Genomic DNA, 12,306 nt, shown 5'->3' with positions numbered 1-12,306 from the left:
TGATCGTCGGATCGGTGACCACCATGCCCTCCGGCAGATCGGCGATCAGACCGGTCAGGGCGGTCCGCACGTCGGCGCTCACGATGACAGCCGAATCTCGGTGGGCGGCGCCACCATCCGGCGCGTTCTGCGGTGCGACCGCCACTTCCGGGGCGTCAACCGCCGGCCGGTTGCGGCTTTCACCGTGACCAGCCCCATCATGAGCAGCCCGAGGATCGCCCGCAGCGAAGCCGCCACCGACCACACCGTCGTCACACCCGCGGCCGGCAGTGGCCGCCCGGCGAACCGATCGGCCAGCCAGCCCAGCACCATCGGCGTCGACAGCGGCAGCAGGGTGACGTGCTCACTGAGCCGATCCCGCAGGTATCGGACATGCGCGCCGGCGTCGATGTAGCGCTGCACCTGGCCATCGACGTCGGCGACGTCGATGAACTGGTCGTGCACCGGTTGCACCACCAGCAGCGGGCAGGCCGGCGTGTGAGTCCCCAACCGCAGATCATCGATGACGTCGGCGATCTCGGGCCTGGCGAGCAGTTCGTCCAGCGGCACCTCGGTGTAGTCGTCGAGGTCTTCGCGCTGGAACCGTTTGATGGCCGCGATCGTGCCGAGCGTCTCGATCTCGTCGAGCCGGTCCAGGCCGGTGCTGCTGCCATGACTGTTGAGCGTCCGCTTCAGATCGGGGTAGAGGTGTCGGATCGCGGCGATGACCATGATCGGCAGCCCGGCCAACCGGGTGCCGTTGAGCTTGTGCAGCGTCTGTCCAGGATCCCCCACCGGTGCGCCCAGTGCCGCGCCGACGACGCGCAGTTCCGGCGCGTAGCCGCCGGCCATCTCGGCCGCCCAGGCACTGGCCATGCCACCTCCCGAATACCCCCACAGGGCGATCGGCGCATCGGAGTCCAGGCCGAGCGGCAGGAACGCCGTCGCGGCACGCACGCCGTCGAGGACCCGGTAGCCGGGTTCGCGTGGCGCACCGAAATAGCCGCCGTGTCCGCCGTGGTCGGCGATCGACACCGCCCAGCCGCGACGCAGCGCGTTGGCGATCACCAGCAGTTCGTACTGCGGGACGCAGGCGGGGGCGTGCGCGCCACGGCGCAGCGCGTAGGACGGGGAGTGGCGACCGTCGATCGCGTCGATGGCGCACTGATAGGCCAGGATCGGGCGCGGCACGTTCGGGTCGGCGCAGTCCGGCAGCAGCACCGTGGTGACCGCGGTCTCCGGACGGCGGTGCAGATCGCTGCTGCGGTACAGCAATTGCCACGCCGAAACCCGTAGGCGGATCCGGCCGAACAGGGCGATCTCGACCTGACGGGAGCGCAGGACGGTGCCCGGCGACAGCGCCTCGAACCCGACCGGTGCGCGGTAGAACGGGTCCTCGGCCGGCGGTGGCAGCGGCGCCCGGTGCCGCGTCATGATGCGGTGCCGTTCCGGAATGGACCGGCCTGGTAGTGCTGCCGGGCAGTCTGATCGGTGCCGGTGATCTGGTTGGGCACCATCCGGTCCAGGATGAAGTCGCGGACCACCTGCGGAACCAGTTCGGCCAGCGCGAGCGCTCGGCCGAGGTGACGCGGCATCGTCACCTCGAAGCGGGGACGCTCGATCACCGAGACGACGGCACGGGCCACCTCACTGGGCTGCAGCAACCGGACCGCACCGGTTGCGGTGCCCCGTGCCAGGTCGGTGTCGACCACGCCGGGCATGATCACCGAGAGTTCCACGCCACTGCCGCGCAGTTCGGCGCGGACGGCACGCAGATAACCCAGCACACCGTGTTTGGTGGCCGCGTAGGTCGCCTCACCGGGGGGTGACACCTTGGAAGCGGCCGAGGCGATCGTGACGATCTGCCCTGTCCCGCGCGCCCGCATCCGCGGTGCGGCTGCCTGCACCCCGCGGATGACGCCGTGCAAGTTCACGTCGAGTTGGCGGCGCACCACGTCCTCGGGTTCGGTGTCGAAGTCACCGACCCACATCACGCCCGCGTTGTTCACCAGCACATCGACGGTCCCCCACTGGGTCTCGACCGCGTCGAGGAACCCGGCGAAGGCAGCGCTGTCGGTGACGTCCAGCACGAGCCCGGTCACCTCACCGGAGATCTCCGACGCGGCGCGGCGGGCGCCGACCGCATCCCGGTCACCGATCGCGACGCGTGCGCCGGCCGCCGCCAGCTGCTCGGCGATGGCCCGGCCGATGCCGGCCGCTCCGCCGGTGACCGCGACCACGCGCCCCCGCACGCTGCTCATCAGGAGCCGGTCCGCAGCCGGCGGTGGGTGAAGGTCGGGGCCGCGCCGGGGGCCAGCGGGCTGGCGGTGAGCTCACTGGTCGGGAAGAACTGCAGGAACCGCTCGTCGACCTGACTGCGGTCGACCAGTGTCTTCTCGAGCACGCATGAGTTGTACTGTGTCGCCGTCGATTCCAGGATGTTGGCGTTGAGGATCAGTTCCTGGCCCCACTTGCGTGTCCAGCCGGCCACCCCGGGGATCTTGCTGTGCTCGGGGGTGAGGAGTTCGGCGGCGATGACGTTCTCCGACATCGCCCAGATGCCGGTCTCGGTGTTGAGCACCAGTGTCTGGTTGCCGGTGGCATGCCCGGGAGTGCGCACGATGGCGACGCCGGGGCCGAGCAGCCGGTCGCCGTCGATCGGGGCGATCCGGGCCGGGTCGAGATCGACCATGGTCTCCGGCTGGTACCAGGGGCGCTGCAGTGGGTGCAGGTCGCGCATCGCCTCCAACTCCTGGCGTTGCACCACCAGTCTGGCGTTGGGGAACAACGCCGGAACCGGTGCCGTCGGCGAGATGTCGGCCTGCGGGGTGGTCGTGCCGATCAGCCGGCGCACGTCCTGGGTGTGCAGGTGGTCGAAAGCGATGTAGTCGACCTCGGCCGGGTCCACACCGGCCGCGGCGAGGCGGTGCGCGACGGTGGCGTACTCGCGCATCGCCAGGTTGCGCAGCGCGTCGGGCGCCTTGTCGGCCAGCGCCGCGAAGTAGGGGGTGTTGGCGTCGAGTTCGTAATCGCTGGGCTCCCACAGCAGGGTGCGGCGACGGCCGTCGGTGTCGTCCCAGCGGACGATCACCAGCCGGTTGGTGATCATCAGGAACGGGGCCGGGGTGATCGCGGCCCGCCACAGCCCGAACTTCGTCGGGTACGGCAGCGTCACCAGGTCGTGGGTGGAGGCGTGCGCGACGCGGCCGGTCGCGGCGAACTCCCGGCGGAAGTCACCGCCGGCGGTGCGCGCCAGCTTGAGCGCGGCTCCCGGGTTGTCGGCGGCGAGGATGCAGTCCAGCGTGTCGATCCGGGCGCCGAGGTCGACGACGTCCGGCACCGGGATGTCGAACGGCCCGGCGTTGGCCGCCATGGGGTTCGAGGCCATGCCGGGGATCAACCGGGTCACGAGGGTGTCTTTGACGGTGGTCATGGGGAAATTCTGGGTCCGCGGGCGCCATTGCGACAGCCGCTGCGCGGCCAGGAATATAGGATTTCCGGACAGGCCGACCAGGACGGACAGGGGGTGACGCCGCACATATGCCCGATTTCGATCTGCCCCGCCCGCCCGCGAGCGCCCTGGTGCTGACCACCCTCGGCCTGGAGCACGACGTCGGCGCGGACGTCGCGCTGCGCGGAACCGGATTGGCGTTCGCTGCGCTGAGCGATCCCCAGACCCCGGTGTCCGGGCGTCAGGAGATGCGGATCGCCCAGAATCTGCTGGCCGAACTAGGCGATGCGACGGGCCTGGGAGTCGAGGCGGGGATGCGCTACCACCTGACCACCCACGGCATCTGGGGCTTCGCCCTGGCCAGCTGCCCAACCGTGCGCTCGGCGATCGAGGTCGGCCTGCGCTACGTGGACCTGACGTTCGCCTTCACCCGGATGTCGCTGATCACCGACGACGACGGCGTCCGGCTGCTGCTGGATCCGTCGGATCTGCCGGTCGGTGTCCGGCGGTTCTTCGTGGAGCGCGAAACCGCCTCGATAGCCCATCTCGGCCGACAGGTCACGTCGAACGTAGCACCGCTGGGCCGTGCGCATTTCGCATTCCCGGAACCGGAATCCCTTGAGCCGTACCGGGTATTCGACCCGCTGCCGATTTTCGGCACCGACGCGAACCTCATCGAGGTGCCCCGCGAGATCCTTGACCTGCCGATCCCCCAGGCCGACCCGTACGCGGCGGCGATCACCCAGCAGCAGTGCCGGGAGTTGCTGGACCAGCGCCGCGCCCGCACCGGTTACGCCGGGCAGGTCCGCGACCGGCTACTGCAGCAACCGGGCCGGTTGCCCGACCTGGAGGCAGTGGCCGGCGACCTGCACATGAGTTCGCGCACCCTGCGGCGCCACCTGGAACGGGAGGGCACGTCGTACCGCGGACTGGTCGACGAGGTCCGCGAGCGGCTCGCCGAGGAACTGCTGGGCATCGGCGCGCTCAGCGTCGCCGACATCGGGCGCCGGCTCGGCTACGCCGACACCCCCAGCTTCACCGCCGCGTTCAAAAGATGGAAGGGCGGGGTGTCGCCGCGGGCGTACACCCGGCAGGCCCAGCCGTCCGCACCCCAATCCCCCTCGGCGGTTCGCTGATCCAGATTTCGCGCCTGCGCGCGGGATAGGCGCGTAGCGTCAGGCCAGTAGTCGCCGACGCCGGAACGGCCCGCCGCTGCGATCTCGGGGTCGACCGAGCGCTCCAGCGCCATGCCAACACGTCAGGAGCGAACATGAGTGAGACCGCGGTCGGCACGGTCCGCAAGGCCGTCGACGGACACATCTGCGTCATCACCATCGACAACGTGACGAAGAAGAACGCGATCACGCCGGAGATGATGCAGCAGTTGGCATCGCAGCTGACCGAATTCGACGACGACCCCGAACTGTGGGTGGCGGTCATCACCGCCGAAGGCGAACACACCACCGCCGGGCTCGACATGACCAAATTCTTCGGTCCGCAGGCGACCGCGCAGGACCTCCCGGAGGGATCGGTCGATCCGTTCGGCCTGCAGCGCCGGTGCCGAAAACCGGTCATCACCGCGGTACAGGGGATCACCTACACGGTCGGGATCGAACTGATGCTGGCCGGCGACATCGTCATCGCCGCCGACACAGCCAGATTCGCGCAGATCGAGGCCAAGCGGGGCATCGCGCCCTTCGGGGGCGCCCACTTCCGCTATCTGACGCGGACGAGTTGGGGAAACGCCATGTATCTCCTGTTCACCTGCGAGGAGTTCTCCGCGCAGCGCGCACTCGAACTCGGCCTCGTCCAGGAAGTACATCCCTTCGGGCGTCACCTGGAGCGCGCCCTCGAGATCGCCCGACAGATCTGCACGTGCGCACCGATCGGAGTCCGCGCGACGAAGGAGGCCGCCATGACGTTCCTCGACGGCGGCGAGAAAGCCGCGATCAACGCGATCCCGGAGATCCGGCGTCAGGTCTTCGAGTCCGAGGACTGCATGGAGGGCATCCAGTCGTTCATCGAGCGCCGCGAAGCGGTGTTCCGGGGACGCTGACCCGGCGGTGGATGGGAGGCATGTCGTGACCACCGGAAACGAAACAGCACCCGACCGGTATCCGTACGGGTCCACCAATCGGTTCCATCTACAGCATGTGCACCTGTTCGCCAGCGATCTGGACGCGTCGATCGAGTTCTATCGGCGGTGGTTCGACGGCGAGGTCGTGTGGGACGGCGAGTTCGCCGGGGTACGCAACGTATTTATGAAGATCGGTATCGGCGCACTGCATTTCTACGAGCAGCCGCCGCGGGACCGTGGCCGTAGCGCAGTCAACCACTTGGGGATTCAGGTCGTCGGACTCGAAGACCTGTATGCGCGAATGGAAGCGGCGGGCCTGCACATGGGCAAGCCGATCCGCGACGGCGGCGGAAGCCGTTACTTCATGTTCGAGGCACCCGACGGTGTCCTGCTCGAACTGTTCGAGCCGGGAACCGGCCCCGCGGCCGTCATCCACGACTACTTCGGGATCCCCGACTGAGCCCTGCAACAGGAGGTGATCGCCATGTCGGACAAAGCACGGCAACGGGTGGAGAAGCTGGCACTGGTGCACCGGTTGCGGTCCTCGTTCGAGGACTTGCCCGAGGCGCCCTACGAGTTGTCGAATGACCGGCTGTCCGCGTATCTGAAAACGCAGCACGACGTCGGCGGCGAACTCGATGCACCGATCGATTTCATCGAGAAACAGGACGAGAACTGGGAGCACAACACCTACATCGCCTGCGAGGTGCTCGGCGCACGCGGCATCTGGGTCTCCGAAGAACGGCGCCGGCTGCACAACGTGGACCTGGGCCGCGCCATGTATCTGGGCCTGCCCTACTACGGGCGGTGGCTGCTGTCGATCCCCCGGGTGCTCATCGACAAGCACCTGGTCAGCCTGACCGAACTGACCGAGCGGTTCAACGAGGTCCGGGCGCGGGTCGCGGATCTGGAGCCCGGCGAACTGCTCGAACCGAAACCCCGTCACGTGGCGGACGGGTCGACGATCCCCCGCAACAAGCATCACATCGAGGCCGTCGGCAAGGGCGATCCGCAGATCTATGCGGGCAAGGCCGACCCACCGCGATTCCGGGTGGGCGACGCCGTTCGGGTGCGTGATTGGCAGGCCCTCTTCTACACCCGGGCGCAGGAGTACGTCCGCGGTGCCCGCGGTGAGATCGCCAGCGTCGCCTACGAGTCACCGGCGGCCGAAGACGAGGCGTTCGATTACGAGGCCATCGGGGCGCCGAAACCGGAATGGTTTTACATCGTCCGGTTCACGATGGCCGAGTTGTGGCCGGATTACACCGGACCGCAGCAGGATTCGCTGCAGACCGAACTCCCCGAGCGCTGGCTGATGCACGCCGTCAATGACGAGGAAGGAAAGTAGATGACCGATCAGCCGGCAGAGAGCCAGATCTGCGGATCGAACATCCACGAACACCGCCCGCACGCCCCGGCACTGGACTACGTCTCCGACTTCGAAGCGCTGGAGGTGGCGGTCCGGGAACTCTGCCTGGAGAAGGGCATCTTCACCGCCGCAGATTTTCGCGCGTTCGCGGAGTTCGCCGAGAAGGTCGGCCCGACCCCGGCATCGCACCTGGTGGCCAAGTGCTGGCTGGACGACGACTTCAAGGCCTTTGCGCTGGAGCAGCCGATCGCGGCGTGCAAGACGGTCGGCGTCGACTGGATGCAGCCCACCGGCTTCGGCACACCAAGCGATTTCACCGCACTGCACATTCTGGAGGACACGCCGAACCTCCATCACGTGATCGTGTGCACGCTGTGCTCCTGTTACCCGCGGCCGCTCCTCGGCAATTCACCGGAGTGGTACCGCACGCCGAACTACCGGCGCCGACTGGTCCGTCATCCGCGGGACGTGCTCGCCGAGTTCGGCACCTATCTCCCGGCGGAGGTGGAGATCCGCGTCGAGGACTCCAATCAGAAGCACCGCTTCATGGTGCTGCCGGTCCGTCCGGCGGGAACCGAAGACTGGGACGAGGACCGACTCGCCGAGATCGCCACCCGCGACACCATGATCGGGGTCGCGCTGCCGCAGCCGGGTGTAACCGCCAACGTCACCGCCGACCGCGTCCGCAAAGCCCGCCGAGGTGCACACCATGACTGAGTCCGGCCCCGACCCGCGCCTGCTGCAAACACGCATCGACTACCTGGAGGAACTGGCGACCCGGGACACCCAGACGTGGCGGGTGCTGGCCGAGGAACACGGCGTCGATCAGGCACTGCCCCCGTGGAAAACGGACCTCGACGGGCTCTGCGATGCGCTCGACGACGTCGCGTGCGACAAACCCGGGATCGCGACGTTCGCCGAACGCCGCGGCGAAGAGGACGTGCTGGTCGCCGAGCGTTACGCCGGGTTGCCGTTCCCCGAGAACCAGCTCGTCGCCCTCGCCCACAGCCTGATCGTGCGCGGGATCATCGACGAAAAGACGCTGGAAGCACGGACGCGGGAAGTCAAGGAACGGCTCTCGAGCTGACGGCGACGGGCGGCGCGCTGTTCGCGGCGAGGACAGCGGGAAGCACCAATGTGTCGATGACCTCCCGGGCGAACTTCGCGTCGAAACGCTGCCCGCCCATCACGCGTATCAGGCCCACCCCGACCAGCACATCGGCGACCAGTGACCAGTCCCGGCCGGGCGCCACCTCCCCGCGGTCCGCAGCCCGTTCCAGGATGATCGTCACCACCCGCCTGCCCTTGAACAGCAGCATGTCATCGAGGGCCGAGGCGAGGTGGGGGTCATGGGCGGCTTCGACCGCCACCCGCAACACCACGTCGCTGGAGATCAACTCGTCGTCGTGACGCGCCATCCGTTCGATCAGTGCGTCGAAATCGCCGGCCAGACTCCCGGTGTCGGCGATGTCGTCGTCAGCGAGGTCGGGCCGCCAGTACACCAGCGCGTCGGCGATCAGCGCAGCCTTCGACGACCAGCGGCGGTAGATGGCCGCTTTGCCGACCCCGGCTCGCGTCGCGATGTCGTTCATGTTGGTGTCGTCATAACCGTGCTCCGCCAACGCCGCCAGCGCCGCGTCGAGAATCGCCGGATCACGCGACCGGTCGAGTCGCCCTTCGGTGCGCCGGCGCAACTTCGATTCTGTGTCTGCCATACATCCCGATCCGCCGACCGCCACTTCCGCCACCAGCATGCCCGACGGGTGGCACTCACACCGAGCTGGGCAGCGGAATCGGTGCGGTGCTGTCGTCGGCCGGCTGCCGTTTCGGTCCGCTGCGGCCACGCCGGGTGATCTCGAAGGTGTTGAGCGGCCACCAGAACCACCGGCCCAGCGCCGCGGCGATCGACGGCGTCATGAACGACCGCACGATCAGCGTGTCGATGATCAGGCCGAAACCGATGGTCGTACCGAGTTGGCCCACCACCCGCAGGTCGCTGACGATCATCGCCATCATGGTGAACGCGAACACCAGTCCGGCCGCGGTGACGACGCGCCCGGTGGCCCCCACGCCCCGGATGATGCCGGTGTTGAGCCCGGCGGAGATCTCTTCGCGCAGGCGCGAGACCACCAGCAGGTTGTAGTCCGAACCCACGGCCAGCAGGATCACCATCGACAGCGGGATCACGATCCACTGCACACCCAAGCCCAGTACGTCCTGCCACAGCAGCACCGACAGACCGCACGCGATGCCCAGGGATGCGGCGACGGTGCCGACGATCACCAGGGCCGCCACCACGCTGCGGGTGATGATCAGCATGATCGCGAAGATCAGGATCAGCGACGCGATCAGCACGATCATCAGGTCGGTGACGACGCCGTCCTGCATGTCGGCGTACAGCGATGCGGTGCCGGCGATCGAGACCTTGGCGCTGGCCAGCGGGGTGCCCTTAAGCGCTTCGGCGACAACGTATTTGAGGTCCCGTACGTGTTCGATGCCCTGCACCGACGCCGGGTCGCCCTGGTGGGTGATGATCATCCGCACCGACTTGTGATCCGGCGACATGAACATCTTGATGCCGCGCTTGAAGTCGGGGTTGTCGAACACGTCCGGCGGCAGGTAGAAGAAGTCGTCGTTCTTGGCCTGATCGAAGTACAGGCCGATCTGGGTCTCGCCCTTGGCCAGTTCCTGCTGCTGGGCCTGTGTTCCGGCCATCGTGCTGTGGGTCGCGATCATGAAGTCGCGCATCCGCGTCATCGAGTCGACGGTGTTCTGCAGTACCGGCAGCATCTGCGGCAGCACCTCGTCGAGATGCGTCATCTCCTTGGCGAGCACGTTCAGCTGTTCATCGAGTTGGTCGATGCCGTCCATGGTGTCGAAGATCGACCGCATCGACCAGCAGACCGGGATGTCGAAACAGTGCGGCTCCCAGTAGAAGTAGTTGCGGAACACCCGGAAGAAGTCGTCGAAGTCGGCGATGTGGTCACGCAACAGGTCGGTGGTCTTCACCATGTCACCGGTGGTGCCGACCATGCTGTGCGTGACGTGGGTCATCTCCTCGGTGATCGTGTACATGCGCTGCATGTTCGCGATCGTCACGCTCATCTCGTCGGCCTGTTCGAGCATCTGCGCGGCGTTGTCGTTGTTGAACTTCGCCGCCTGCAGGGTGCCGGCGTTCTGCGCGCCGAGCAGGAACGGGATCGAACTGTGCTCGATCGGTGCGCCCAGCGGCCGGGTGATGGTCTGCACCCGGTCGATGCCCCGCATGCGGAAGACGTTCTTCGCGACCTTCTCGATCACGAGCATGTCCGATGGCGTGCGCAGATCGTGGTCGGTCTCGAGCATCAGCAGTTCGGGGTTCATCCGGGCCTGGGAGAAGTGCCGGTCCGCGACGGCCATCGCCAGGTTGGCCGGCATGTTCGCCGGGGTGAATTTCTGGTCGTTGTACTGCGGCACATAGGTCAGCAGGCTGATGAAACCGATGACGGCGAGTGCGCTGGTCATCACGATGATCGGGATGGGCCAGCGGACCGTGGCGGTTCCGACCTTGCGCCAGTTGCGCGTCGACAGTTTCTTCCCGGGGTCGAGCAGACCGAACTTCGACGCCACGGTGAGAATCGCCGGCGCCAGGGTCAGCGATGCCGCGATGACCACCAGGATGGCGATCGCGCAGGGCGGTCCCATGGTCTGGAAGTAGGGCAGCGTGGTCATGCTCAGGCACATCAAGGCGCCGACGATGGTCAACCCGGAACCCAGGATGACGTGCGAGACGCCGCTGTAGGAGACGTAGAACGCCTCCTCGCGATCGAGGCCGTTCGATCGCTCCTCGTGATATCGGCCGAGCAGGAAGATCAGATAGTCGGTGATCGCGGCGATCGACAGCATCGTCACCATGCTCACCGCGTACGGGGTCAAACCGACGAGATTCGAGTTGCCCGCCACCGCCGTCACGCTCATCGCGGCGAACAGCCCCACCCCGATGACGACCATCGAAATCAGCATCGTCACCACGGAGCGGTAGATGAACAGCAGCATCACGACGATGATCGCGACGGACACGAATTCCAGCCGATGCATGCTTTGATGCCCGGCAACGCTGGTGTCGGCGTTGAGGACCGTGTTGCCCGCGACATGGGCCTTGATGCCCGGCGGTGCGGGGACCGAAGCGACGATGTCGCGCACCGCGGCGACCGACTCGTGGCTGGCGCTGGTGCCCTGCGAACCGTTGAGGAAGATCTGGACGTAGGCGGCCTTGCCGTCCACACTCTGCGAGCCCGCCGCGGTCAGCGGATCGCTCCAAAAGTCCTGCACGTTCTGCACGTGTTCGTGATCGGCGTTCAACTTGGCGACGATCTCGTCGTAGAACTTGTGCGCGGGTTCGCCGAGGTCGCCGTCGCTTTCCAGTACGACCATCGCCGTGGAGTCCGAGTCGTACTGCTGGAACACCTTGCCGATATTGAGCATCGCCTGGTACGACGGTGCGCCGGTGGGGCTGATCGGGACCGACCGGGTGGCCGCGATCTCGGCCAGCGGTGGGAACAGTGCGCCCAGGATGACCACAAGCGCCACCCAGAACACGATGATCGGCACCGAGAAGATCCGGACCAGGTGGCCGAAGAACGGGCGATGGGACTTCGTGTGGGTGCTCATACGGATTTCACCAGGCAGTAGATGAACGGTTTGACGGTCTCATCGCTCGTCCGGTCGTCGCGCACCTGGCCGTCGACGGTCACCCGGCAGCCCAGGGCGCGGACGTTGCGATCGCCCTGGGCCATGATGTTCGCCGACATCGACGGCAGCGTCGTGACGATCGTGAACGACCATGGCAGCGGGGTGTTTTCGATCAGGTGCGGTTGGCCGTTCTCGTCGAGGTAGTTCAGGTTCGCCGTTCCCCCGGATCCGGTGACCTCGTAGGTGATGTGCTTCGGGTTGAAGTTCTCGGTGATACCGGACCCCTCAGCCGAAACCGGGCCCTGTTGGCCGCGGGACTCGCGGATGCGGGCGATCCCGTAGCCGCCCAGGGCCACGACGATCACCAGCAGCAGTGGGATCCAGAAGCGCATCATCAGGCGGAGCACCGCGCGTTCGCCTCCCCCTCGTCCTAGCTGCAGACAACACACGGAACTCGAGTTCCGTGCGTACGACGATGAGGACTGTACCGAATAACCTGGCCGAGTCAACTCGTTTCCGGCGCGTTTGCGTGACGCCCGCAGGTACCGCCACACCCGTCAGGGTTCGACGACGCGATCGAAGATCGACGTCAACTGATGCGGGACGAAGCGGGGCGGGACCGACTGAACCTCGGTCCGGACTGCACGATCCCGAGCGACATCAGCATGGATCGCCCGGCCGTGATCCGTGACGCGGCGGCCGAGGCCTCACGCCACGAATGATGTCAGCGGTCACGTATTTCCCCAGGTTTGAGGGGTT

At 67.0% G+C, this 12,306-nt stretch carries 12 protein-coding genes; 6 read left to right on the top strand and 6 right to left on the bottom strand.

Annotation, left to right across the window (positions count from 1 at the left end; genetic code table 11):
• Positions 1–78: 78 nt before the first annotated feature.
• The 3 genes from KIH27_RS21250 to KIH27_RS21240 are packed head-to-tail and all read right to left on the bottom strand — an operon-like array spanning position 79 to position 3,412.
• The gene (locus KIH27_RS21250) at positions 79–1,413 is read right to left on the bottom strand and encodes a lipase family protein (protein WP_214094955.1); all 1,335 of its coding nucleotides are present in this window, start codon (positions 1,411–1,413) and stop codon (positions 79–81) included.
• A complete protein-coding gene (locus KIH27_RS21245) occupies positions 1,410–2,240 on the bottom strand; it encodes an SDR family oxidoreductase (RefSeq protein WP_214094954.1) in 831 nt (276 codons plus the stop codon). The genes KIH27_RS21250 and KIH27_RS21245 overlap by 4 nt, the downstream gene beginning before the upstream one ends.
• Positions 2,240–3,412: an MBL fold metallo-hydrolase gene (locus KIH27_RS21240; protein WP_250150511.1), complete on the bottom strand. Its 1,173-nt coding sequence runs from the start codon at positions 3,410–3,412 to the stop codon at positions 2,240–2,242. The genes KIH27_RS21245 and KIH27_RS21240 overlap by 1 nt, the downstream gene beginning before the upstream one ends.
• Before the next feature lie 107 nt (positions 3,413–3,519).
• On the opposite strand from KIH27_RS21240, the gene KIH27_RS21235 reads away from it, so the two are divergent.
• The 6 genes from KIH27_RS21235 to KIH27_RS21210 all read left to right on the top strand — a co-directional run bounded on the left by KIH27_RS21235 (position 3,520) and on the right by KIH27_RS21210 (position 7,963).
• Positions 3,520–4,566 (top strand): AraC family transcriptional regulator, encoded by a 1,047-nt coding sequence (locus KIH27_RS21235; protein ID WP_214094953.1) that lies wholly within the window; start codon positions 3,520–3,522, stop codon positions 4,564–4,566.
• A 134-nt stretch (positions 4,567–4,700) separates the two neighbouring features.
• A complete protein-coding gene (locus tag KIH27_RS21230) occupies positions 4,701–5,486 on the top strand; it encodes a crotonase/enoyl-CoA hydratase family protein (protein ID WP_214094952.1) in 786 nt (261 codons plus the stop codon).
• Between the two features lie 25 nt (positions 5,487–5,511).
• The gene (locus KIH27_RS21225) at positions 5,512–5,967 is read left to right on the top strand and encodes a VOC family protein (RefSeq protein ID WP_214094951.1); all 456 of its coding nucleotides are present in this window, start codon (positions 5,512–5,514) and stop codon (positions 5,965–5,967) included.
• A gap of 24 nt (positions 5,968–5,991) precedes the next feature.
• Positions 5,992–6,855 (top strand): SH3-like domain-containing protein, encoded by an 864-nt coding sequence (locus tag KIH27_RS21220; protein WP_214094950.1) that lies wholly within the window; start codon positions 5,992–5,994, stop codon positions 6,853–6,855.
• Complete coding sequence (gene scnC / locus KIH27_RS21215) at positions 6,856–7,593, top strand: thiocyanate hydrolase subunit gamma (RefSeq protein WP_214094949.1); 738 nt, start codon at positions 6,856–6,858, stop codon at positions 7,591–7,593.
• Positions 7,586–7,963 (top strand): thiocyanate hydrolase, encoded by a 378-nt coding sequence (locus KIH27_RS21210; RefSeq protein WP_214094948.1) that lies wholly within the window; start codon positions 7,586–7,588, stop codon positions 7,961–7,963. Before scnC ends, KIH27_RS21210 begins: the two co-directional genes overlap by 8 nt.
• Here KIH27_RS21210 and KIH27_RS21205 read toward each other — a convergent pair.
• From KIH27_RS21205 to KIH27_RS21195, 3 genes are read right to left on the bottom strand one after another with little or no spacing between them, the layout of a single operon-like run.
• On the bottom strand, positions 7,941–8,591 hold the full coding sequence (locus KIH27_RS21205) for a TetR/AcrR family transcriptional regulator (RefSeq protein WP_214094947.1): 651 nt from the start codon (positions 8,589–8,591) through the stop codon (positions 7,941–7,943). The genes KIH27_RS21210 and KIH27_RS21205 overlap by 23 nt on opposite strands.
• Positions 8,592–8,646: 55 nt before the next feature.
• Complete coding sequence (locus KIH27_RS21200) at positions 8,647–11,526, bottom strand: MMPL/RND family transporter (protein WP_214094946.1); 2,880 nt, start codon at positions 11,524–11,526, stop codon at positions 8,647–8,649.
• Positions 11,523–11,942, bottom strand: coding sequence for an MmpS family transport accessory protein (locus KIH27_RS21195; protein WP_250150510.1), 420 nt, complete (start codon positions 11,940–11,942; stop codon positions 11,523–11,525). The genes KIH27_RS21200 and KIH27_RS21195 overlap by 4 nt, the downstream gene beginning before the upstream one ends.
• Positions 11,943–12,306 lie beyond the last annotated feature (364 nt).

This window comes from Mycolicibacter acidiphilus, from assembly GCF_018455725.1.
Lineage (GTDB): Bacteria > Actinomycetota > Actinomycetes > Mycobacteriales > Mycobacteriaceae > Mycobacterium > Mycobacterium acidiphilum.
The sequence above is the reverse complement of the archived record's forward strand: the minus strand, read 5'-3'. Positions and strand labels throughout refer to the sequence as shown.